Origin of the sequence: Hymenobacter sp. UYCo722 (genome assembly GCF_040547115.1) — a bacterium.
Lineage (GTDB): Bacteria > Bacteroidota > Bacteroidia > Cytophagales > Hymenobacteraceae > Hymenobacter.
Map to the genome: position 1 here is coordinate 558538 of NZ_JBEPPC010000001.1, position 24152 is coordinate 582689.

The following is a 24152-nucleotide window of genomic DNA, read 5'->3' on the forward strand; positions in this document are numbered from 1 at the left end:
GGAGCTGTAGCATAGGGCTCGGGCAGAAAAACCAGGGACTGGCCGGGACAAATTGCCCGGCAAAATGTTAGCGTAGCCAACCCGCTAATTCCTTCTGATGACCGTTCTCTACTGGCTGCGCAACGACCTGCGCCTGCACGACAACGAAGCCCTGGCCGCGCTGCCGGCCGGCACCACCGCCCTGCTGCCCGTGTACTGCTTCGACCCCGTGACGCTGGGCCCTGACGCCTACCTGGGCCTGCCCCGCACCGGCCCGCACCGCCTGGCTTTCCTGCTCGAAACCCTGGCCGATTTGCAGCGGTGCTACGCCGGGCTGGGCTCCGGCATTCACTTCGCGGTGGGCCCACCCGAGGAAGTACTGCCCGCCCTGGCCCGGCAGCTGGGCGCGCAGGCCGTTTTCGCCAGCACCGAGCACACCACCGAGGAAGAAGAAGCCGAAGATGCCCTCACCGCCGCCCTGGGCCCGCAAATCCCCCTTCGTCGCTTCGAAACCCTGACCCTGCTGCACCCCGACGACCTGCCCATTCCCATTGGCCGGCTGCCGCTCTCGTTCAGCAAGTTTCGGTTTGATGTGGCCGCAAAGGTGAGCGTGCGGCCCCCGCTGCCCGCCCCGGGCCAGCTGCCGCCACTGCCCACCGAGTTTGCGCCCGCGCCGCTGCCCACCGCCGCCTCAATAGCGGCCGCGATGGGGCTACCGGCGGGAGCAGGCCCGGTGCCCGACCGCCGCACGGCCCTGCCCGCACTGCCTGGGGGCGAAACCGCCGGCCTGGCCCGCCTGCACGACTACGCCGTGGACCGCCACCTCATCGGCCGCTACGACGATACCCGCAATGAAATGCTGGGTGAGGCTTTCAGTACCAAGTTTTCGCCCTGGCTGGCCAATGGCAGCCTTTCGGCCCGGCAGGTGTGGGCAGCTATCGATACCTACGATGCCACCCACGGGGCCCGCAGCAAAGGGGCCATGCAGCTGCGGCTGGAGCTGCTGTGGCGCGATTATTTCCGCCTACTGGCCCAGCGCACCGGGCCGGATTTCTTCCGCTGGCGCGGGCTGCGCGAGCAGCTGCCCAAGCCCGCCCGGCCCGACCAGGCGGTGTTCGACAATTGGACCGCCGGCCGCACCGGCAACGCCTTCGTGGATGCCAACATGCGCGAGCTAGTCGCCACTGGCTTCATGAGCAACCGTGGCCGGCAGAACGTGGCGAGCTACCTCATCCACGACCTGCACCAGGACTGGCGCTGGGGCGCGTCTTGGTTCGAGCACCAGCTCATCGACCACGACGCGGCCTCGAACTGGGGCAACTGGAAGTACATCGCCGGCACCGGCACCGACGTGCGCGATACCGCCTTCGACGTGCCCCAGCAGGCCCGCCGCTACGACCCGCAGCAGCGCTACGTGCGCACCTGGAGCAAGTAGCCCCGCGGACTTTGCCAAAATGAGTATAGCAGAACAGTCATGCTGAGCGCAGCCGAAGCATCTCTACCGCAATAGTAAAAGAATTACTTACTTGGTAGAGATGCTTCGGCTGCGCTCAGCATGACCGTTTATACTATCACGCTATTGGCCCCGCCGTACCTTCGCCGCATGTCCGCAACGTTCCCCTTTCAGCTTTCCGCCGCCCCCGCTCCCATCTCGCCCGAGTACGAGATGCTGGTTTTTGCCGACGTAGGCGGGCTCGAAGAGTATTATGCCCTGTTTCAGCACTTCGGCTTTGGCGGCACGCCCGCTTCCTGGGCTGAGCACCTCGAAACCATCGTGGAAGAGCACTGCCCCGCCTTGCTCGATGAGCTGGAATTCACCGAAAGCGGCACCGCCTTCGTAGCCTACGCCAGCAACGCGGCCATTGCCGAGCAGTTTCTGGCTTGCGTGCTGCCTTATTTCGGCTCACTGGCACAGTTGCGCAAATACCTGGGCCAGGCCGACCCAGACGACTTTTTCGCGTGATTTCATTGACCAGTATTCGGAAAGCTGATGTAGCTTGAGCCACCGTTCGCCGCTGCGTGTTGCCAGGCGGGCGGCGTCCTTTCTGGTGCCTACTCCGCCCCGCATGATTTCCTATTCCGAAGCGCAGGCCCTCGCCCTCATCACCGACCCCGGCACCCTCAAAAGAGGCCAGGAGCTGCTGAAACCCACCAAATGGGCCAACCTGGGCCGCACCGAAACCGCCGCCTGGGGCGACTGCGCCGGCAGCGGCAGCAAACCCTACCTCACCGGCATCGACCTGACCGAGCCGGCCTTCAAATGCAGCTGCCCCAGCCGCGTTTTTCCGTGCAAGCACGGCGCGGGCTTGCTGCTGCTCATGGCCCGGCAGCCCGCACTTTTTGGAGCCGGTACCCCGCCGGCCTGGCTGAGCGAATGGCTGGAAAAACGCCAGCATAGCCAGGAGAAAAAGCCGGTAAAACCCGCACCCGACACCGCCGCCGTGTTCACCGCCAAAGCCTCCGGAGACACTTCAGCAATCGTGCTATTCCAGGGCGAAAAGGTGCCGTCGGGCTCCCCTTCGCTTTTGGAAAAGGGGCCGGGGGATGAGGTTGCGTCGGTTGGGGGAATCGCCGTCGACCCCAAACGCCTGGCCCGCATGGTGGCCGGCACCGAAGACCTCGTGGCCTGGCTCGAGGACCTGCTGCGCGCCGGGCTGGCCGCCCTCGATAAGCAGCCGGCCCGGTACTGGGAAAGCCAGGGAGCCCGCCTCGTCGATAACCAGCTGCCCGGCCTAGCCGCCACCGTGCGGGAGCTGGCCACCTTGCGCCACGCCCACGTCGACTGGCCCGCCCACCTGCTGGGCCGCCTGGGCGAGCTATATCTGCTGGCCCGGGCTTTTCTCAATCTGCCCGGCCTGGTTCCTGAGGCGCGAGCCGATGTATTGCAGCAAGTCGGCGTCAACCTGAAGAAAGAGGACCTGCTCGCCACCGCCGCGCCCGTGGCCGATTCCTGGCGCGTGCTGGGCCAGTTCCGGTGGGAAGAGGAGCGCCTGACCGCCCGCCGCACCTGGCTGCACGGCCGCAATACCGGCCGCACGGCGCTGGTACTGGAGTTTTCGTTCGGCAGCCAGCCCTTTGCTACGCCGCTTATTTTGCAGGGCAGCTACGTGGGCGAGCTGGCCTTTTACCCCGGCCTGCTACCGTTGCGCGCCGCCCCGTTGAGTTTGAAATTCGATGGTACGGTGCCGCCGGAAGTAGTGCCGCCCGGCCAGTCCATCGGCCAGCTGCTGGACGACTATGCCAACGCCCTGGCCCGCCAGCCTTGGCTGCGCGAGTGGCCCGCCACCCTCGCCCAGGTGCTGCCGGTGCGCCAGGCCGACGGGCAGTGGCAGTTGCATCACGCCACTGAGCCGCTCACCTTACCCCTGCGCTTCGCCGACGAAAATGCGGGCTGGCAGCTGCTGGCCGAAAGCGGCGGCCAGCCAATCACGCTGTTTGGAGAGTGGGACGGCCGGGCATTCCGGCCGCTCAGCAATTGGCTAAACACTTTACTCGGAGCCCCAACTCTGTGGAGGGAGGAGCCGAACAACATCACCCTGATAATTTCAGGTTCGCACTCGCAGCCGGATGCTGCGGATAAGTTAGATGCGGGGCCGCCCCTGCAAGAGTTCCGTGAGGTGAATGGCCCGCAACTCCTGCGCGTGGCCTTGCTGGGCACCCGGCAAAGTGGCGAGGCCATTCCCGTCTTCCCCAGGCTGGCTCCCTCAGCCGAGCAGCAGCTTTTGCTGGCGGCCGGCACGCTGGCCTTCATGCGCAAGGCCGGCCACCAGCCACCGGCCCCAACCACGGCCCCGCCCGCGCCGGCCCCCGCCGAAACCTGGGTCCCGCTGGGACCCACGGGGGCCGAGTGCCTGCGCGCCCTGCTGAACGGCAACCGCTTCACCGGCTTTCGCACCGATTACATTGCGCTGCTGCAAGCTCAGCAGCGCACCGTGCCCCCGGCGCTTCTGGTGCCGGTACTCAACCATAAGGATTTTCGCCTGCACCTGCCCGGCGACACCTCGGCCATTTTGGGGGAGCGCGGGCGCTGGCTGGCCCGGCAAAACCCCGATTGGCAGGCGCTGGTGGCCCCCGTGCACCCCTCTAAAGACCTCGCAACCTGGGAAACCGGCGACCTGCGCGCCCGCCGGTTTTTCATCCAGCTCCTGCATCAGGCCGACCCCAGCCAGGCCCGCGAGCTGCTGGCCGCCGTCCTGCCCACCGAGCCGGCCGCTACCCAGGCGGCCCTGCTCAGCGAGCTGGAACACACCGTGACGGCGGCCGACGCGCCCTTGCTGGAAACATACCTCACCGCCAAAAGCAAAGAAGTACGCCAAACCGTGCTGCCTCTGCTGGCGCGGCTGCCCGGCGCGCCCGTACTGGAGCGGCTCTGGCAACGGGCCGCTCCCCTGCTCAGCGTGCAGCGCCCGCTGCTGCGCCGCGCCAAGCTGCAAATCGCCCTCCCCGATGGCTGGGACAAAACCTGGCTGGCCGACGGCATCGAGCAGCACGATACCAGCTTCGAGGGTGGCCAACGCGCCGCCTGGCTGGGCCAGATGCTCACGCTGCTGCCGCCCGGCCGCTGGGCCGCGCACCTCGACCTCACGCCCGAGGAGCTCCTGACCTTGGCCGAAGCCAGTGAATGGAAGCTGCTCCTACTGCGGGCCTGGGCGCGGGCCGCGTTTTTGCATCAGGACAAAGCGTTTGCCGCGCCGCTGCTACTGCGCCACTTCCACCAGCCCAACTGGCTGCACCACCAGCAAGCCACGCACCTGACCTGGGTACTGAGTGATGACGAAAAAATCGCGCTGCTCCGGGCGCAGCTAAAAGCGAGCAGCCCCGCGCTACCAGCATTCTTACCCGAGTTTCTGAAATACATTTTCGCGCCCTGGCCACCCGACCTAGTAGCGGCGGCGCTGCGCTACGTGGCCGAAGTACTCGCACCCGCCATTACCAATCCCTATGGAGAGCCGCACCAGCGCCTGTCCAGCCTGTTTTATCGCCTGGAGCGCTACGCGCCCACCACCCTGGCCTCGCATTGCGCCGAAACCCTGCACCCGGTGGCCGAAGCCCACCCACTGGTAGCTCCACTCATCGATTCCTTCAATGAAGGCCTGGTTTTCCGCCAACGCCTCCACACCAGCCTCACCGAACCGGCGGAATGATACCGCTGACTCCTCTCTCTTACCCGCCCAAACTCGCCATGACGCCCACCCTGCTCCGCCCCCACGCCGAAGACCTATACGCCGAAGAGCTCGCCGCCCTGCGCGCCGCCGACACCCGCCCCAAGCCGCCCGGCTGGCAGCTCTCGCCCTGGGCGGTGGTCACGTACTTATTGGGCGGCAAGCTGGATAATGGCTTGGACATCGAGCCCAAGTACATCGGCCAGCGGCGGCTGATGGAAATTGCCGTTGCCACCCTGGCCACCGACCGCGCCCTACTCCTGCTCGGCGTGCCCGGCACGGCCAAAAGCTGGGTTTCAGAGCACCTCACGGCCGCCATCAGCGGGCACACCAACCTGCTGGTGCAGGGCACGGCCGGCACCGCCGAAGACAGCCTGCGCTACTCCTGGAACTACGCCCGCCTGCTGGCCGAAGGCCCTTCGCTGGCCGCCCTCGTGCCCAGCCCACTCTACAAAGGCATGCAAACCGGCCAGCTGGTGCGCATCGAGGAGCTTACCCGCATCCCCTCCGACGTGCAGGACACCCTGCTCACCATGCTCTCCGAAAAAGTGCTGCCCATCCCCGAGCTAAGCACCGAAATCCAGGCCACACAGGGATTCAACGTCATCGCTACGGCTAACGACCGCGACCGGGGCGTGAATGAGCTGAGCAGCGCCCTGCGCCGCCGCTTCAATGCCGTGGTGCTGCCCCTGCCCGCCAAGTTGGCCGAGGAAGTCCACATCGTGCAAACCCGGGTGGCCAAGCAGGGCCAGGCCCTCCAGCTGCCCGTGGAGGCGCCCGCGCTAGAGCAAATCAGCCGCCTGGTCACCATCTTCCGCGAGCTGCGGGCGGGCGTGACGGATAACGGCAAAACCAAGCTCAAGTCGCCCACCGGCACGCTGAGCACCGGCGAGGCCATCTCGGTGATGAACGCCGGCTTGGCCCTGGCCGCCTACTTCGGCGATGGCACCCTGCGCGCCCACGACCTGGCCGCCGGCCTAATGGGCGCTGTCATCAAAGACCCCGCCCCCGACCGCGTAGTCTGGCTCGAATACCTCGAAACTGTGGTAAAGGAGCGCGACGGCTGGAAGGATTTATACCGGGCGTGTCGGGAGGTGGCGGAGTAAACAACGAAGCTGTTTAGAAAGTGAGTTCGCTGATGTAGAGACGCATATTTGCGTCTCGTCGTTGGATGATAACAGCGGTTTCCGTTCAACGACAAGACGCAAATATGCATCTCTACGCCGTTCTGGCGACTTTCTAAACAGCTTCATCCATAACAGCTCCACTACATGAATGAGAAAAAAATCGCCCTCATTGGCATTGCCTATATTACGTTTCTTGGGATGCTATTTGCACCTGTATTTACTGCATGTAATTCAGCAGATAATATTCGTGAGCCTTCTCATAAGCTGGAATCAAAAATCTCAGCAGACTCTGTAGAATTAAGCATTGATGACCTTTACACTATTGCAGACACAATTCATTTAGACTCAGAAAAGGATTTGCTGCGTTTTGAAAAATACAAGTACTATGTAGCAAGTCTAATTAACTCAAAGTCAAATTTAAAAGCGAAGGAGGCGATAGTTATTTTGATGTTAAAAATCAATCACAGCTATCTAAAGGCCGGATATTTATATCCAAATATTTTATCTCTAACCGGTGAGTGCTCGGCATTTGGCCAAACCGTACTCAAATCACATCCTCAATTAGCAGGTGCGGCCAATCCTGAAATTTCAAATTGGGAGACCTATTGTATTTCTTCAAAAACCTGCATTATTTGTGATAATTGTTTAACAAGCAAGAATATATATTTAAGGAACAATAAAATCAAAACTCTATACACAAGCTGTGTTGAGATGGAAAGACAGCTATCGAAAAGTAATATTCAGAAGTAACTATTTACGTTATACCCAAGCATTCTATGCCCACCGACCTCCGCCTGTTCGGCATTCGCCACCACGGCCCCGGCAGCGCCGCCAGCCTCGTGGCCGCCCTCGAAGCTTTCCGGCCCGATATCGTGCTGCTGGAGTGCCCCGCCGATGCCGAGGCGGCCCTCGCCACGGCGACCAATCCGGAGCTGCTACCGCCCGTGGCCCTGCTCGTTTACAACCCCAAGCAGCAGGGGCAGGCCTCGTTTCTGCCGTTTGCCGAGTTTTCGCCGGAGTGGCAGGCGGTTCAGTGGTGCGCCCGCAATGGGGCGCACGTGCGGTGCATGGATTTGCCGATGAGTTTGCGGTTTGGGATGCGCGATGCGGTGCAGGCGTTAGCCTCACCCCCTGACCCCCTCTCCAAAAAAGAGGGGGCACCGGAAATGCCCGTTGATGCTTCCGCAGCAGACAATGAAGCAACAATACCTCCCGAACAAGCCGAAGAAAACATGACCGGTGCCCCCTCTTTTTTGGAGAGGGGGTCAGGGGGTGAGGTTGACGCGGAGGGCGGCCCAGAACCCGAAACCGACCCCGTCGCCTACATCGCCCGCCTAGCCGGCTACACCGACTCCGAGCAGTGGTGGGAAACCCACCTCGAACACGCGCCCGGCAACGCCGACACCTTCGCCGTGGTGCTGGAGCTGATGACGGCCCTCCGCGAGGAGTTGCAGCGCCCCGAAACCGAGGAAACGCTGCTCCGCGAAGCCTTCATGCGCGAAACCCTACGCGCCACCCTGGCCCAGGGCTACCCGCGCGTGGCGGTAGTGTGCGGAGCCTGGCACGCGCCCGTGCTGCGCGCCGAGCTACTCAAAAAAGAAGACAAAGCGCGGCTGAAAGGGCTGAAGAAAGTCGCCACCGAAACCACCTGGATTCCGTGGACCTACGAGCGGCTTTCGTTCAGCTCCGGCTATGGGGCGGGCGTGCTCTCGCCGGCCTGGTACGAGTTGCTGTTTGCCCAGCCAAGGGCCGAAGTTCTGACCCACTGGATGGTGCGCGCCACCCGCCTGCTGCGCGGACAGGACGTGGATGCGTCCTCGGCCCACGCCATTGAGGGGGTGCGGCTGGCGGCGGCCTTGGCCGCCGTGCGCGGGCTGGCCCTGCCGGGCATCGACGAGCTGCAGGAAGCCGCCGTGGCCATCCTGGGTGGAGGCTACGCCGAGCCACTGGCCCTGGTGCATAGGGAGCTGGTGATTGGCGTGAAGCTGGGCGAGGTGCCCGCCGGCTTGCCCGCCACGCCCTTGCAGCAGGACCTGACCCAGCAGCAGAAGTCACTGCGCCTCAAGCCCGAAGCTACGCCCAAGCCGCTCGACCTCGACCTGCGCCAGCCCGCCCAGCTCGACCGCAGTCACCTGCTGCACCGCCTGCGCCTACTCGACATCAACTGGGGCGAGCCGGAGGAGGTGGCGGGTAAAAGCGGCACCTTCCACGAGCTCTGGACCCTGGAATGGGAGCCCGAAATGGCCCTGGCCGTGATTGAGGCCGGCCGCTGGGGCAATACCGTGCTGGCCGCCGCCGCCGCCCACGCCACCGCCCGCGCCGCCGAAGCCACCAGCCTCGAAACCGTGAGCACCCTACTCGAAAAGGCCCTGCGCGCCGACCTCGGCCCGGCCATTCCGGCGCTGGTGGCGCTGCTAGAAACCATCGGAGCCGGCACCCGCGACGTGACCCACCTGCTGGCCGCCCTGCCCCCACTGGCCCAGGTGCTGCGCTACGGCAACGTGCGCCGCACCGATACCCGGCAGGTAGCCCAGGTAGTGCAGCAGCTGGTGCCGCGCCTGTGCATCGGCCTACCCGCCGCCTGCGCCGGCCTCGATTACGATGCTGCTAAAGCGCTGCTGGTTCGCCTCGAAGCCAGCCACCAGGCCATCCGCCTGCTGCAAAACGACGCCCACGAAGCCGACTGGTACGCCGCCCTGGCCGCCGTGCAGCGCCACGCCGCCACCAGCGGCCTGCTGGCCGGCACCGCCGCCCGCCTTCTCTTCGATGCCCAGCAGGCCGATGCCACTGCCACCGCGACCACCCTGGGCCTGGCCCTGGCCCCCGCCCAACCCACCGACTACGCCACTGCCTGGATTGAGGGCTTCCTGCGCGGCAGCGGCCTGCTGCTCATCCATCACCGCGAATTATTTGCACTGCTCGATACGTGGCTGGCTGGCTTGCCGGAAGACACCTTCCGCGAAATAGTGCCCCTGTTGCGCCGCGCCTTCACCGACTTCTCGCTGCCCGAGCGGCGGCAGATTCTGGAGCTGGCTGGCACGGATGCCGCCCAGCCGGTAGCCGCTTCGGAGGTCGATTTCGACTGGGAGCGCGGGGCGCGGGTGCTGCCGGGATTGCGGGAGCTTCTGGGGATGTAGTTTTTCAAACGCAGTTAAAACAAGAACGTCATGCTGAGCGGAGCCGAAGCATCTCGCGTGCACAAGTAAATCAATCGTTAAAATAAGAGATTTGCTACCCCACGCGAGATGCTTCGGCTCCGTTCAGCATGACGTTGTAATATCACCCCAAACGAACCCATGCCCAACACCGCCACCCGCTGGAAACTCGTTCTCGGCTCAGCCGCCGATGCGCAGAACACCGTGCCGCTGCCGCCCGATTACGGACGCATGGACGACGTGCTCACCGCCCTCTACGACGGCGATAAGGGCGAGCGCAAGGCCGGTCTGGGGAGCTCCGCGCCCCGCGTGGGCCGCTGGTTGGGCGACATCCGGGAGTATTTCCCGACTGAGGTGGTGGCCATCATGCAACAAGACGCCATGACCCGCCTGGGCCTCAACCAGCTGCTACTGGAGCCCGAAATCCTGCGCACGGTGCAGGCCGACGTGCACCTCGTGGGCACGCTGATGTCGTTGAGCCGGGTGATGCCGCAAAAAGCGAAGGCCACCGCCCGCGAGGTCATCATCAAAGTGGTACGCGCACTGGAAAAGAAGCTCAGCAACCCACTGCGCCAGGCCGTGCAGGGCGCGTTGAGCCGGGCCGTGCGCAACCCCCGCCCCCGCTACCACGAAATCGACTGGGGCGCGACCATCAAGGCCAACCTGCGGCACTACCAGGCGGCGCACAAAACCATTATTCCGGAGCGGCTGGTGGGTTTCGGGCGGCGTGGGCAAGCAATGAAAGAAATCGTGCTCTGCGTGGACCAAAGCGGCTCGATGGCCTCGTCGGTAGTGTACGCAGGGGTATTCGGGGCGGTGCTGGCTTCGCTGAAAGCCGTGAAAACCCACATGGTCGTCTTCGATACCGCCGTGGTGAACCTGAGCGAAAACCTACACGACCCGGTCGATTTGCTATTCGGCGTCCAGCTAGGCGGCGGTACCGATATCAATCTGGCCCTCACCTACTGCCAGCAGCTGATTACGCGGCCCACCGACACCATCCTCGTCCTCATCACTGACCTCTACGAAGGCGGAAATGAAAAGGAAATGATAAAGCGCGCCGCCGCTCTCAAAGCCGCCGGCGTGAATATCGTAGTGCTACTGGCCCTGAGCGATGATGGCGCGCCCAGCTTCGACCGCCGCGTGGCCGAGCAGCTGGCGGCGCTGGAGATTCCTAGTTTCGCCTGCACGCCGGCGAAGTTTCCGGAGTTGATGGCCCGCGCCATTCAGGGGCAAAAGCTGGAATCAGCTTGAAGTCCAGGTGCTCGACCTGATTAAAAAATCCATATTGCACCGTGTTATTCGACAGTCACAGCGGGGCGATATGTTGATAATAAATTAGACCTATTCTGATTCGTTAAAGCCCCAGTGGGGCGATACTCGTTGAACGAGTGTCATCCCGCTGGGGCTTTAACGTGCTTTCAACTGACTGTACTACCGACATATCGCCCCGCTGGGGCTGCCGGATAATACGTCGCAACTATCTAGTGCTTGGGCATGAGCTCGGCAGCACTCAGAGAGTAGATATCGTGGCGGCGGTTGCGCAGGTTTTGCACGCTGCCACTGTGGCGCAGCTTGTCGAGAATGGTCAGGTCCACGTCCGTCACCAAAATCATTTCGGTGTTGGCGGTGGCTTCGCTTTTCACGCCGGTGTTGGGGAAGGCGAAGTCGCAGGGCGTGAGCACGGCCGACTGCGCGTACTGAATATCCATGTTTTTGACGCGGGGCAGGTTGCCCACCGAGCCGGCCATGGCCACGTAGCACTCGTTTTCGATGGCGCGGGCCTGAGCGCAGTGCCGCACCCGCGAGTAGGCCGTCTGGGTATCCGTCAGGAACGGGATAAACAGGATGTTCATGCCCTGGTCGGCGAGCAGGCGAGCCAGCTCCGGAAACTCCGAGTCGTAGCAAATCAGCACGCCGATGGGGCCGCAGTCGGTATCGAAGGTTTGCAGGCGCTTGCCGCCGGTGAGCGCCCAGTATTTGGCCTCGTTGGGCGTGACGTGGATTTTCTCGTAGCGTTCCGTCGAGCCATTGCGGCGGCAGAGGTAGCCCACGTTCATCAGCTTGCCGTCGGCGGCCACTTCGGGCATCGAGCCGGTGATGATGTTGATGTGATACTTCACGGCCAGCGCCGTGAAACGGGCCAGAATTTCTTCGGAAAAGCGACTCAGCTTGCGAATAGCGTCAATTTCCGACAGCTCGTTGGCCTCGGCCATCAGCGGGCCGTGGAAGAGCTCGGGAAACAGGGCGAAGTCGGCGCGGTAGGCCGCCAGCGCATCCACAAAGTATTCCACCTGCTGGAACATGTCGTCGAGGCCCTCATAGAGACGCATCTGCCACTGCACCAGGCCCAGGCGCACCTGGGTTTTTTGGGCTACGGCCGGCACCGGGCTGGTGTCGTACAGCATATTGTCCCACTCCATGAGCAGGGCATAGTCGCCCGAGGCCGCGTCGCCGGGTAGGTAGCCTTTGAGCACCCGCACGGGGTGAAAGTCGTTGGCCAGCTGGAAATTCAGCGAAGGGTCCACGATTTCGCGTTCCTTCACCTTCTGCACGTACTGCTTGGGCGTGAGGGTGGCCATGTGCTCGTGGTAGCCCGGGATGCGCGCCCCAAAGGCAATGGCGCGCAGGTTCAGCCGCTCGCACAGCTCCTTGCGGGCATCGTAGAGGCGGCGGGCCAGCCGGCGGCCGCGCATGGCCGGCACCACAAATACTTCGATGCCGTAGAGGGTGTCACCGGCAGCGCTGTGGGTGCTGAAGGTGTAGTTCCCAGTGACGTCCTGAAACGTGTGGACGGCCCCAAACTGGTCGTGCGTTACAATCAGGGCCAGGGCGGCGGCTACGATTTCGTCGTTCACCGTCAGCACAAACTGGCCTTCGGGAAACAGGTCAACCAATAGCTCGACTTGCCCGCGCCGCCAGTAGCTCTGCATGCGCGGGTAAGCGAGCAGCATGGCCGTTTTCAGCGCTTCGTAATCGGATTTAAGAAGGTGGCGTATTTCAATTAATTCATTCATAAACAAAGGGTAATCTACTGCTGCCGCAACTATATCCAGACTTGGAAAACCTGGCAAATCGCAGCAGTTAATCGGGCTGTATGCCACATTCCGTTTGGATGTTCTTATCCCATCTCTACGCAGGCAGGAGCCTTTCGGCCGGGTTTGGCTAGCTGAAATTCCCTTTTAAGAGGTATCCCGCAGCTCAAAAACTGGTCCCGGTTTTCCTTTTTAGTCCCCCCCTTTCCACGCAGCCTTTTCCTTGACCGGCTGCCGGTACCCAGCCCAAATAGTGCGCGTTCCTCACCCGGCACCCAGCAACTCGGTCAGCGCGGCCTCATCATTCGCTTCCAGCGCCACCTCGGCTTTCAGGTTTTCAAGGTCGCGCTTCACGCTAGCCACGGCCAGGGTTTTGCCGTCGACCTGGTATGCAATCGAGAATTCCGGCTGGGCCAAATCGCCTCTGATGGGCGCGGAATCCCACTTTTCGGCGTGGCCCACGTACCGGATGGATAGGTCGTAGTGCTTGCTCCAGAAGAAGGACACGGCGTCGAATTTTACCCGCTGGCCCAGGATGTTGCGGGCGGCCGTCTGGCCCTGGCGCTGGGCCAGCGCCCAGTGCTCCACCCGAATAGGCTGGCCGCTATGCGGGTCGGGCCAGCGGGCAATGTCGCCGGCCGCGAAAATGCCGGGGGCGCTGGTTTCAAGGTATTCATTCACGGTTACGCCTTTGTCGATGGCCAGCCCGGCGGCCTCGGCCAGCGCCAGCCGGGGCCGTACTCCAATGCCGACCACCACCAAATCGGCGGGCAGGTGCTCGCCGTTTTGCAGCACCACCACGCCCTCCTCGATGCGCTCAGCCTGCTGCTCCAGATGAAAAATCACCCCTTTTTCTTCGTGCAGCTTCCGCACCATCGCCCCTAGCTCGGGCCCCAGCACCTTGGCCAGCGGCGTTTCGTCGGGAGCCACCACGTGCACCTCGATTCCGAGGCCACGCAGGGCGGCCGCCACTTCGAGGCCAATGAAGCTGGCCCCCAGCACCACGGCTCGCCGCGCGCCTTCGGCCCCGGCTACGATAGCGCGGTGGTCGGCCAGCGAGCGCAGCGTGTGCACCTGCGGCAGGTTGTGGCCGGGAATATCCAACGGCACCGGCGCGGCCCCGGTGGCCAGCAACAGGGCATCGTAGGCATGGGCCGCGCCATTGGCCAGCAGCACGCGGCGGCCGGGCACGTCCAGCGCCGCTACTTCGCCGTGCACCACGTCTATATTATGCTCAGCATAAAAGCCGGCGGGCCGTAGCGCCACCGGCTTCTTCTCATCGGCCGGGAAGCTTTTTGATAGCATCGTGCGGTCGTACGGGGCTTCGGCCTCGCCATCGAGCACGGTGATGCGGCCCTCGTAGCCCTCGCGGCGCAGCATTTCGGCCGCCGCGCTGCCGGCCGCGCCGGCCCCCACGATAACCACCGCGGCGGGGTGCGCCGGGTTTTTGGTCGTTGCCACGGGAGCCAGCGGGTCGCGCTCCTGCTTACCAGTCACGTAGGCCCGACCGGCGCGCTGCGCTACCGTCCAGCACGCCTGCGGGTTGAGGGCGGGGGCGCGCAGGGCCTCGCCCGTGCGCAGGCTGAAACAGGCGTGGTGCCAGGGGCAGCGTACGGTGTCGTCGAGTAACAGGCCCTCGCCCAGGGGTGCGCCCAGGTGGCTGCACTTGGCGGAGATTGCAAAAATTTGCTCGCCGCGCCGGGCCAGCAGCACGGCTTCGCCGTAGGCGTGACCGGTGGTCATCGCGCCATCGGCGAGGTCGGTGAGGGCGAGGCCGTCGGCCAAGAGGTCGGGGCCGGGAAGGGGTTTCGGAGCGGTATCAGCCATGGTTTTTTGGAAGTATGAGCAGGTGGGTTCGTGCTCCACATACGTATTGCGTGGCGTTTTCAGCGAAACCGCCGGACCTGGCGGGCTGGCCGCTGCGCTCCCATGTGGCCGGAATAATTGTCACCTAGGCAACAACGAAAATCACGTTGGCACATAGACTTGCTAACCTGGCAAGTACTCACGCCTAAGTAAGCGCACAGTAAAAAGGCAGTCATGCTTATCTGGCGTCCGCTCGTCGAAGCATCTCCACCGCTTCGCATGAGCCGTTCAACGAAGCAGTAGAGATGCTTCGACGAGCGGACGCCAGATAAGCATGACGCTCGAGCGAATACGATTACTTATGCACGAGTACTTAACTATCGGTGCGGGCGCAGCAGGTACGTTTCCAAGGCTAAAACATCTGTATCCTACACATTTGGTCATGCACAATTTATTTCATTTGGCCATTCGCCTTCCTAATTTTCTTCTATTCATCTCAATAGGATGGCTGGTCAGCTGCCAAGTTGGAAATACCATTCACATTACAAGCTATAAGCAAGGCGTAGCTATGGGACAAGAGTATGTGCGCCACTACAAACCGCATCGGAAGCAAGCCAATTGGCAAGGACCACCCACCTCCTTCACGCGCCTACGCCGCACGAATCCGGCAGGTAATCCAGTGATTGCCGGCTACGTTGATATACAAGAGGAGAACGGTAAATTTACCCCCCTGCCCGGTCCAATCATCACCATCGACGATGCCCATATCTTTGCCGACCAAGCTGGCAACTACGTACAGGTAATTGGCTCGGGCTCGCACCACGTGCGAGTGGGTGGCGTTGGATTGCTTTGGTCCGAAGCGCCGTCTTTGCACGTTCAGCGCGGCGACTCCATCCGAATTAATGTGCACCTATTGCCTGAATTCAGGCCTGTCATAAATTAAAGTCGGCAGCTCTTTTTTCTGCCCCTTTAGCCACTCATTTCCTCTTTTCGTTGTTATTCAACCAACGAACCCAACCCGCTTTCTTTTGTCCGACACTACCCCCACTTTCGCCCCCGTCGACCCTTACGCCATCGAAAAAGAGCTGCGCCAAGTGCAGGCCCTCATGAAGCTGGAGCAGCAGGAAGACCTGGTGCAGTTCAAGCTCAAAAACGCTAAGGCCAGCATAGCAGAGCGGCAGCAGCGCGGCCTCACCTGGTACCCCGTCACCATCACGCAGGAAGACATTGGCTTCGGTGGCAAGGTGGTGCTGGAGCTGGAGCGGCCCGCCGGCCAAGCCGGGTTGCACCTGTTTCAGGTGGGCAAGAACGCGGCTTTGTTTGGAAACGTGCCCGGCCGCTCGGCCACCGACCGGCCCACACTCAACGGCGTCATCATCAGCGTGCGGCGCAACAAGCTGCGGCTCGCCACCACCAAGGAAGACCTGCCCGACTGGGTAACCGAGGGCAATAAAATGGGCATCGACCTCACGTTTGATGAGGTGAGCTACCGTGAGATGGACTACGCCCTGGGCAAGGTGATGGGCGCGTATGGCGACCGCCTGGCCGACCTGCGCGATATCCTGCTGGGGGCCAAAGAAGCCCGTTTCCGCGAAGAAAAAGCCTCCGATATCTTCTACCCCAGCCCGCTGAATGAGTCGCAGCAAGCGGCCGTGAAGCACGTGCTGGCGGCCAAGGACGTGGCCATCATCCATGGTCCGCCCGGCACTGGCAAAACCACCACGCTGGTGCAGGCCATTCTGGAAACCATCCGGCGCGAGCGGCGGGTGCTGGTATGCGCGCCCAGCAACACGGCGGTGGATTTGCTCACCGAAAAGTTGGCCGAGCGCGGCGTAAACGTCATTCGCATGGGCAACCCGTCGCGGGTTTCCGATTTGCTTTTGGAGCATACCCTCGATGCCCAGGTGATGAACCACAAGAGCTACAACGAGATGCGCTCGATGCGCCAAACCGCCGACCAGTACCGCGAAACCGCCAGCAAGCACGTGCGCAACTTCGGTTACGAGGAGCAGCAGCAGCGCCGGATGCTGAAGGAGGAGGCGCGGATGCTGTTCCAGCAGGCCGATGATTTGGAGCGCTACATCACCGAGGATTTGCTGGAATCGGTGCAGGTGATAACGTGCACGCTGGTGGGTGCCAGCAACCGCAACATTCGCCACCTCACTTACGAAACGGTGTTCATCGACGAAGCAGCGCAGGCGCTGGAGCCGGGCTGCTGGATTCCCATATCAAAGGGCCAGCGCGTGATTCTGGCCGGCGACCACCACCAGCTGCCGCCCACCGTGAAGAGCGACAAGGCCGGCGCGCTGCGCGAAACGCTGTTCGAAAAGGCCATCAAGCGCCAACCCGCCACCGCCCGCATGCTCACGGTGCAGTACCGCATGCACGAGCAAATCATGCAGTTCAGCTCCGACCAGTTTTACGACGGCCAGCTGGTGGCCTACGAAACCGTGGCCCACGCCGGCCTCGACGCCTACGACCTGCGCTTCGCCCCCGACCTGCCCGTGGAGTTCCTCGACACCGCCGGCTTCGGCTTCACCGAAATCACCATTCCCGAAAGCCGCTCCACCGCCAACCCCGAAGAAGCCGACCTGCTCCTCAAGCGCCTCGCCCAGCTGTTGGAATCCTACGACCCCGCCGACCATGAGGAAGACCCGCTCAGCATCGGCGTCATCGCCCCCTACCGGGCCCAAATCAATTACCTAAAGGATGCCATTGAGGAAAACGACGAACTCAGCGGCTTCATGCTCCACCGCCAGCTCAGCGTGGGCACCGTGGACTCGTTCCAGGGCCAGGAGCGCGACATTATCGCCATCACCCTCACCCGCAGCAACAACCACGGCGAAATCGGCTTCCTCTCCGATATCCGCCGCATGAACGTAGGCATGACCCGCGCTCGTAAAAAGCTGCTGCTCGTCGGCGATTCTTCAACCCTGAGTGCCAACCCATTTTTCAAGTCGCTGATTGAGTACGTGGAGCGCATTGGCGGCTACCGCACGGCCTGGGAAATCGCTGATTGAGCGGGCTGGTTTTCCGACAAATTCCGTACTTCGTATCTCTTACCAAACCTCACCTACCCCATCATGGCTGCAATCAGCGATAAAAAAGTCGTCACCATCACCTACGACCTTAGCGTGACCGACGAAAACCAGGAAAAAGTATTGGTGGAGTCGGCCGAAGCCGATGCGCCCATGGTCTTCCTGTTTGGCCACAGCGGCCTGCCCGAAGAGTTCGAAACCCAGCTCGATGGTAAAAATCCCGGCGACGAGTTTCAGTTCAGCCTCACCCCCGAGCAAGCCTACGGCGAGTACGACGAACAGGCGCTGGTCGAAATCCCCAAGGAGGTTTTCCTCATCGACGGCAAGCTGGATGAGGAAATGCTGCAGCCCGGCAACTTCTTACCCATGGCCGACAACGAGGGCAACCACATGCAAGCCAAGGTATTAAGCATCGGCGACACAGCCGTGCAGATGGATTTCAACCACCCGCTGGCCGGTATGGTCATGCACTTCACCGGCAAGGTGGAAGACGTGCGCGAGGCCACCGCCGAAGAGCTGGCCCACGGCCACGCGCACGGCGAAGGCGGCCACCAGCACTAAGCCCAGCGCCGGCCCCGGCGGCCGGCCACCCCTTGCGCCCTACCTTACGGGAGCGGTTTGCCAGCTGGCAGGCCGCTCCCGTTTTTGGTGGGCAGGCCCGCTGCCACAGGCCCCAACAGCCGCACCGTCCGTTTCGCCCTCTCGCTTTTTTTTCGGCTTATGACTACTGTTTCCGCCATTGGCGCGATTGCCGCCCTGCTTACCACGGTGGCCTACGTGCCCCAGGCCTACAAAACTATCAAAACGCGCTCCACGGCCAGCCTTTCGCTGCCAACGTACATCATGCTTTTTCTGGGAACCTGCCTGTGGGAAGCGTATGGGCTGCTGCTCGGCGACTGGTCCATCATTTTTACCAACCTGGTTTGCGGTCTGTTGGGCAGCGTTATTCTCTATCTAAAGCTGATTGAAAAGCCCGGGATTGATGCGGAAGCCAAGTAGCCCGGACGCCGTGCCTCCGCGCGCTTGAGCGTTCGAATGCACGAACTCGCTGCGTTCGCATCAGAGCTGGCTAGCCATCAGCCGCAGCAGCTCGGCGGCGGTATAGTTGCGTAGTTGAGGAAAGAACTCCCGGAAATCTGCCTCGTAGTGCGGGTAGTTTGCCACCAGCTCCGTGGCCGCGGTTTCCATGCCCGAGCCAGCCGAGGCCCGGCTACTAAGGCCGCCGAGCGCGCGGCGGATGCCTTCGGTTTCGGCGTAGCCCCGCAGCCAGCTGTGTTGCACCATGTAATGCAGCATCTGCTGCACGCGGGGCGGCATTTCGGGTTCGCGGGCCCTCAACACAATATGCACGCGCTGAGCAAAATCGGAAAGGCTTTCAGAAGAGAATTCGGAGAAGTTGCGGGCCAGGAAATGGTCGAGAAACATGTCTGAAACCACGCCGGCGTACTTGCCGTAGCCGGCCGCGCGAAGCCGCTGGGTACTGCGCCGCACCACGGGGTGCTGGTCGGTGAAGGTGTCGATGGCGCGGTGCAGCCGGATGCCGGCCTGCACTGCGGGCGGGTAGTTTTCGAGCTGGCGGCCGGGCACCGAGTCGGCAATAAAATTGCCCACGAGCACGTCGGCGTAAGTGGCCGAGCCGGGCGCGCCGGACAGGAAAAGATGGGCCAGGAAGTTCATTGGGGGCGGCAAGATACGGGTTCGGGCAGCGTTTATTCAACCCCGGCCGGCCGGCTGCCGTAAGCAATTCAGCCGCCAGCCTGGTTTGGAAGCGGCCGGTTCTTTCACCTCCCCAACACTCTTTCTCATGTCCGATAAGTCGCCCGTAACCCACGACCTGACCCAGCTATTCGAAAAAATCAAAGAAGTGCGCATGGCCATGCTCACCACCACCGACGAGCACGGTAGCCTGCACAGCCGGCCCATGGCCACCATTAAGCCCGGCGAAGACCAGGCCCTGTACTTTTTCACCGACTCGGAATCGGCCAAAGTCTTTGAAATTAAAAAAGACAGCCAGGTTAACCTGAGCTATTCCGACCCGAGCAGCAATGTTTATGCTTCGGTATCGGGCAAGGCCAATGCCTACCGCGACGAAGCCCAGATTGCCGAACTCTGGAGCGAGCCCATGCGCGGCTGGTTTCCCAAGGGCAAAGACGACCCACGCATCAACATCCTGAAAATCACCATCGACAAGGCCGAATTCTGGGATTCGCCCAGCAGCCTGCTCAGCCAGGCCTACGCCTACGCGCGCGCCTTAGTAACCGGCGAGCGCAGCAAGGACGATGACGTGAACCAGCACGCTCAGGTGCAGCCCAAGTAAGGCCCCGACGCCTAATTTGCGAAAGGCCGGAAGCAATTCCGGCCTTTTTTTGTTGCCTGAAACCTGTAGTGCCCGAATTTTCCCGGACCTTCAGGTTCGTATGTCGCTCACTACGCTCACCGTCTTCACCCTCAAACCCGGCCGCCGCCGCTGGGGCCTCGCTCAGATGGGTACCTCACCTGGCCCGCTGAAACGAGTAGCCGGCCTGCGGTTTTTTAAGCTCCTGGGCAGCGGTGCGGCCAACGGCTTTGGCTTCTGGCCCAACCTCGACCGCTACGGTTTTATGGGGGTGTGGGACGATGCCGCCGCCGCCGAAGCCTTCTTTACGCGCCACCCGCTCTGGGCCGGATACCAGCAGCGCAGCGCCGAGCAGTGGACCGTGCACCTGGCCCCATACAAAGCCCAGGGCCTGTGGGACGGGCAAAACCCGTTTGCGGCGAATGAGCTGGCCCCAGCTACGGATGCGCCGGATGCGCCGGTGGCAGTGCTCACGCGGGCCAGCATTCGCTGGCGTAAAGCGCCCCGCTTCTGGCAGTTTGTCGAGCCCACGAGCGCGACGCTGGCCCAGGCGGCCGGCGTGCGGGCTGCCATTGGCCTGGGCGAGCTGCCAGTGGTGCGGCAGGCCACGTTCAGCGTGTGGGAATCGGCGCGGGCCATGCAGGAATACGCGTACAAGGATGCCCGCCACCGCGAGGTAATTCAACTCACCCGCCGCGAAAAATGGTACGGCGAGGAGCTGTTTGCCCGCTTCCGCGTGCTGGGCAGCCAAGGCACGCTCGACGGCCACAACCCCCTGGCAGACCTGCTACCCTAACCGTCCCAATTGGCTTCGAAAGTTGGCTAACACTCGTGGCGAAGTAGGGTGCGGGAGCAAGCCCCGTACCCTACCGCTTTTCCATATCTTCTCCTTTTCCGCCAAACACTTTGCGCAAAGTATAATACTGGCCCATTCGCAATTTAGCAGGAAGCCCGGGCCGTGATTTACTGTCAATCATCCAGATTGTAGCGCGCCAGCCAGGCCTTTGCATTGGCCGTGAGCGTGGGGTGCGGGTCGGCTTCAACCTGCACCCCAGCGGGCAGGTGAGTCCGTTTTTCGCCGGGTACCAGGTACCACGTTACGTCGCCGGGGGTGGCCCCGCGTGAAACGAGCAGCTGGTTTTGGCCCGCTCCCTGGTACACGCGCACGGCAATGCCAACCGGCAAGCCACTGTGCACCTCAAACCGGTCATTCCCACCAAGGCCGTACAAATCGAGCGTTTTCGTAGTGGCCGTCGCGAAGGTGCGGTCGGTTATCAGGCTATCGGGCCGGCCCGCGCGGTGGGCCAGCATTTGTACGCGCAACTTGCCGCCGTCGGCCCCGCTCAGTACAAACCGCTCGGCTTGGTCGGTACCAATCAGCCAGGCTTCCTTGTTGAGGAGCTCAAAATACCGTTGCGCCACCATGGGCAGCTGCTCGCGCCGGGCTTGCAACGCGGGCACAAACCGGGCGGCAATGGCGGCCCGCGTTTCGGGCGGCCCCTGGGTGAAAGCCCGGGCCAGCACGCTATCGGCCAAGGCCGCTCGCACCGAATCGGCCACCTGCCGGAAATCGGCCGCGCTCAGACTGGTAAGCAGGGTGCGGTCGAGGGCGCGCGCAGTGGCAGTGAGCCCGTCGACGTTTTCGAGCCGGATGGAGCCGCGAAACGTTTGGTACTTGGGTGCGAACCACGAAACCAGCCGAGTAATCAAGCCATCATCGAAGAGAAAGAAGGCCTGGTCGCGGTCGCGGGGCACGGGGCGATAGGCGACGGAGCCGGGCGTGGGGAAGCTGGCCCAGCGCCATTGGTCTTCGCGCCGGCTCCAGTCCCCCACCAACAGGTCGAGCAAGCGGGCGCGCAGGTAGGCCCGGGCGGGCACGTAGCAGCGGGAACTACGGCGCAAAGCGGCCAGCATGTGGGCCGAGTTCACCACGTTGGGCGAGTGGCCAAAGCTGGCCACCGGCCGCTGGTCGCCATCGGGCCGCTCTTCCAGCAGGTAAAGCGCATCGCGGTATTCGGCGTTGAACTTGCCCAGCCCGGGGTCGGCCCCCACGTACACCAGGCGCGGGTTGGCGTGCAACACCCCGGCCGCTTCGGCGAGGAAGGCAGCCGGATACGCCCCGTAGGGCTGAGTCGCGCTGGTTTGGTCCTTGAGCAGGCCGCGCAGCAGGTTTTTTTTCCAGCCCGGGTGCAGCGCGGCGCTCATGTCCTTATCCACGGAGCGGAGCACGTATTCGCGGCCATCGGGTGCCCGCAGGCGCAGCGTGTGGCTCTGGTAGCTGCCGCCGGCTTGCAGCGGCACCAGTCCGCCGGGCACGGCCGAGGCCAGCCGAATGACCGGCACCGTCACGGGCGTGTTCCACCAGGAACGGTAGTGCTGGCCGAAAAACGCGCTCCACACCGCGCCACGCGCATACTGCGGCCCGGGCACCACGCGTACCGAGGCCGAGTCGGCGGCCCAGTGCGCGGGCGGCGGGCCGGCGGCCGGGCCGGTGCAGCTATCCAGCCCCAACGCCCCCAGCAGGCCCATTATGGCTAGCCCTCCACCATGTACACGTATTCTTTTCGGCATAAGAGGCCCCTTTGGCAACGGCCCGAAAGTGCTGGCAGCAAGCCGGGCCGGCCCACCTTTACGGCTAAGCTGCGTTAAAGGCTCATTCCTGCCGCCGCGATTTTTCTTCGGATGCCACTATTCTATCTTTCTAAAGCCCGATACCGGTGGCGCTTATTCGCCGCGCTGGGCCTGAGCCTGGCCACCAGCAGCTGCGCCCGTCCTCATTATTTTCAGCCCGATGCCCGCGTGGGAGTCGGTAGCGCCCAGCCGCTGCCCGCCACCGCCGATTCGGTGCTGGCCACGGCCGGCCGCCAATACAACCGCCATTCCGGGCTTTACTACTTGTTTTTTGGCCGGCACTACCGCTCGGTGTGGGCCGCGCCCGTGGCGGTTCCCGTGCTGCGCATGGCCACCGCTGCGCCCGGCGGCCTGCGCCCGGGCAAAGCCGGCGGCGGCTACCAAAGCATCAGCATGACGCTCGAGGGGAGCCAAAAACGCGCATTCGCCCTGCGCGCCCTCGACAAGGAGCCTAGTAAAACCCTGCCGGAAATGCTGCGCCCCACCTTCGTGCTGAACGTGGTGCGCGACGCCACTTCGGCGGCAATGCCCTACGGCGCGCTCACGGTGCCGCCGCTGGCCCAGGCGGCGGGTGTGCCGCACACCCGCCCGCGTATGGTGTACGTGCGGGCCGATGAAACCGGCCTGGGCGCATCGTCCGAGCGGTTTCGGGGTAAGGTAGCGCTGCTCGAAGAGAAATTCGATGCCTTGGCCTCGCGCACGCCCGCCGTGGCCGACGCGGCCGGTTTTGAAGGCAGCGAAGCCATGCTGAAACAGGTGTACCGCCACCCGGCGCACTACATCGACCAGCCGGCCTTCCTGCGCGCGCGCCTGCTCGATGTGTGGCTCGGCGACTGGGACCGCCACGAGGGCCAGTGGAGCTGGGCCGAATTCCGGGAACCCAACGGCCGGGTGCGCTACCTCAGCATTCCGAAGGACCGCGACCAGGTGTATTTCCGCTTCGATGACGGCCTGATACCCTGGCTGGCGGCCCGGCCCTTTATTGCGCCCCAGTTCCAGACTTTTCGCAACGAGTACAATAATATTGACGGCCTCGTGTACCAGGCGCGGTTCATCGACCAGCGCGGGCTTTCGGGCATGACCCGGGCCGACTTCCACCGCACCGCGCTGGACCTGCAGCGCCGCCTGCCCGATTCGGTTATCGAACGCGCCCTGCACCGGCTGCCCCCCGCCGTGTATGCCCTCGAAGGGCAGCGCTTGGGCAATGCCCTTCGCGCCCGGCGCGAAACGCTGCCCCAGGCGGCCGAGGCGTACTACCTGACCCTGGCGCGCACGCCCACGCTCGGCGGCACCGCCCGGGCCGAACGGTTTGTGGTGCACCGCTACGCCGATTCGACCACGGTGCAGATATACTCGGGAACCCAGTCGCCGGCCGGCGATTCGCTGCATTTCCAGCGCACCTACTTCCGGCAGGAAACTACCTGTCTAAGCCTCGATGGCCTGGGCGGCGACGACGTTTTTGAGCTGACTACCATCAACACTGCCCACCCCATGCGGCTGCAGCTCTATGGCGGCGAAGGCCACGACCAGCTGCGCCTGCAAGGCAGCAGCAGCCGGCTAACCCTCTACGACGAAGCCTCCGACCTGACGGCCGCCGGCGCTCCCCGCGCCAGCCTGCCACCTAAGAAGCACCGGGCCTACGACCGCCTAAATGATGACTAGGGCAGTAAAACAAGCTGGTGTAGGTTTGAATATTGAATGACCAGTTCAATTTTAGCCTTCGGGGTCCGTTCATTTGTTATCGTTCAACCGGAGAGCCGCGTGGCTAACGCCGATGCGCCACCCATTGCCTGTTCATCATTACCCGCCAGCCTTTTTCGGCCCGCCTCCGTTCAACGCCCGCCCCTAATTCCCCTGCTTCCTCTTGATGCTGTTTCGTTTGCG

18 protein-coding genes are annotated in these 24152 nt (G+C 63.1%); 14 read left to right on the plus strand and 4 right to left on the minus strand.

Features of this window, described 5'->3' with window-relative positions; all coding sequences use genetic code 11:
• Nucleotides 1-97 precede the first annotated feature (97 nt).
• The 7 genes from ABIB44_RS02415 to ABIB44_RS02445 all read left to right on the plus strand — a co-directional run bounded on the left by ABIB44_RS02415 (nt 98) and on the right by ABIB44_RS02445 (nt 10677).
• On the plus strand, nt 98-1414 hold the full coding sequence (locus tag ABIB44_RS02415) for a DASH family cryptochrome (RefSeq protein ID WP_354583026.1): 1317 nt from the start codon (nt 98-100) through the stop codon (nt 1412-1414).
• Between the two features lie 168 nt (nt 1415-1582).
• Nucleotides 1583-1942 (plus strand): Imm51 family immunity protein, encoded by a 360-nt coding sequence (locus ABIB44_RS02420; protein WP_354583027.1) that lies wholly within the window; start codon nt 1583-1585, stop codon nt 1940-1942.
• Between the two features lie 103 nt (nt 1943-2045).
• Nucleotides 2046-5123, plus strand: a complete 3078-nt coding sequence (locus ABIB44_RS02425) for a DUF5691 domain-containing protein (RefSeq protein ID WP_354583028.1) — start codon at nt 2046-2048, stop codon at nt 5121-5123.
• A gap of 38 nt (nt 5124-5161) precedes the next feature.
• Nucleotides 5162-6247: an ATP-binding protein gene (locus ABIB44_RS02430; protein WP_354583029.1), complete on the plus strand. Its 1086-nt coding sequence runs from the start codon at nt 5162-5164 to the stop codon at nt 6245-6247.
• Nucleotides 6248-6412: 165 nt separating this feature from the next.
• On the plus strand, nt 6413-7018 hold the full coding sequence (locus ABIB44_RS02435) for a hypothetical protein (RefSeq protein WP_354583030.1): 606 nt from the start codon (nt 6413-6415) through the stop codon (nt 7016-7018).
• 26 nt (nt 7019-7044) lie between these two features.
• Complete coding sequence (locus ABIB44_RS02440; RefSeq protein WP_354583031.1) at nt 7045-9405, plus strand: DUF5682 family protein; 2361 nt, start codon at nt 7045-7047, stop codon at nt 9403-9405.
• A 159-nt stretch (nt 9406-9564) separates the two neighbouring features.
• Nucleotides 9565-10677 carry a VWA domain-containing protein gene (locus ABIB44_RS02445; RefSeq protein WP_354583032.1) on the plus strand — a complete coding sequence of 371 codons (1113 nt, stop codon included), beginning with the start codon at nt 9565-9567 and terminating at the stop codon, nt 10675-10677.
• A 230-nt stretch (nt 10678-10907) separates the two neighbouring features.
• Here the strand turns inward: ABIB44_RS02445 and ABIB44_RS02450 are convergent, their stop codons facing one another.
• The gene (locus ABIB44_RS02450) at nt 10908-12440 is read right to left on the minus strand and encodes a carbon-nitrogen hydrolase family protein (RefSeq protein ID WP_354583033.1); all 1533 of its coding nucleotides are present in this window, start codon (nt 12438-12440) and stop codon (nt 10908-10910) included.
• Between the two features lie 282 nt (nt 12441-12722).
• Nucleotides 12723-14285 (minus strand): FAD-dependent oxidoreductase, encoded by a 1563-nt coding sequence (locus ABIB44_RS02455; RefSeq protein ID WP_354583034.1) that lies wholly within the window; start codon nt 14283-14285, stop codon nt 12723-12725.
• Between the two features lie 340 nt (nt 14286-14625).
• Here ABIB44_RS02455 and ABIB44_RS02460 point away from each other — a divergent pair, with 340 nt between their 5' ends.
• The 4 genes from ABIB44_RS02460 (at nt 14626) to ABIB44_RS02475 (ending at nt 18301) form a co-directional block, all read left to right on the plus strand.
• On the plus strand, nt 14626-15207 hold the full coding sequence (locus ABIB44_RS02460) for a hypothetical protein (RefSeq protein WP_354583035.1): 582 nt from the start codon (nt 14626-14628) through the stop codon (nt 15205-15207).
• Between the two features lie 85 nt (nt 15208-15292).
• Nucleotides 15293-17284 (plus strand): AAA domain-containing protein, encoded by a 1992-nt coding sequence (locus tag ABIB44_RS02465; RefSeq protein ID WP_354583036.1) that lies wholly within the window; start codon nt 15293-15295, stop codon nt 17282-17284.
• Nucleotides 17285-17347: 63 nt separating this feature from the next.
• A complete protein-coding gene (locus tag ABIB44_RS02470; RefSeq protein ID WP_354583037.1) occupies nt 17348-17863 on the plus strand; it encodes an FKBP-type peptidyl-prolyl cis-trans isomerase in 516 nt (171 codons plus the stop codon).
• A gap of 159 nt (nt 17864-18022) precedes the next feature.
• Nucleotides 18023-18301 carry a SemiSWEET family sugar transporter gene (locus ABIB44_RS02475; protein ID WP_354583038.1) on the plus strand — a complete coding sequence of 93 codons (279 nt, stop codon included), beginning with the start codon at nt 18023-18025 and terminating at the stop codon, nt 18299-18301.
• Between the two features lie 60 nt (nt 18302-18361).
• Here the strand turns inward: ABIB44_RS02475 and ABIB44_RS02480 are convergent, their stop codons facing one another.
• A complete protein-coding gene (locus ABIB44_RS02480; protein ID WP_354583039.1) occupies nt 18362-18979 on the minus strand; it encodes an acyl carrier protein phosphodiesterase in 618 nt (205 codons plus the stop codon).
• Between the two features lie 127 nt (nt 18980-19106).
• On the opposite strand from ABIB44_RS02480, the gene ABIB44_RS02485 reads away from it, so the two are divergent.
• Nucleotides 19107-19619 (plus strand): pyridoxamine 5'-phosphate oxidase family protein, encoded by a 513-nt coding sequence (locus tag ABIB44_RS02485; protein ID WP_354583040.1) that lies wholly within the window; start codon nt 19107-19109, stop codon nt 19617-19619.
• 100 nt (nt 19620-19719) lie between these two features.
• A complete protein-coding gene (locus ABIB44_RS02490; RefSeq protein ID WP_354583041.1) occupies nt 19720-20433 on the plus strand; it encodes a spheroidene monooxygenase in 714 nt (237 codons plus the stop codon).
• Between the two features lie 173 nt (nt 20434-20606).
• Here ABIB44_RS02490 and ABIB44_RS02495 read toward each other — a convergent pair whose 3' ends face one another.
• The gene (locus tag ABIB44_RS02495; protein ID WP_354583042.1) at nt 20607-22208 is read right to left on the minus strand and encodes a hypothetical protein; all 1602 of its coding nucleotides are present in this window, start codon (nt 22206-22208) and stop codon (nt 20607-20609) included.
• A gap of 111 nt (nt 22209-22319) precedes the next feature.
• Between ABIB44_RS02495 and ABIB44_RS02500 the strand changes: the two genes are divergently transcribed.
• Nucleotides 22320-23930 (plus strand): hypothetical protein, encoded by a 1611-nt coding sequence (locus ABIB44_RS02500; RefSeq protein WP_354583043.1) that lies wholly within the window; start codon nt 22320-22322, stop codon nt 23928-23930.
• Nucleotides 23931-24152: the final 222 nt, after the last annotated feature.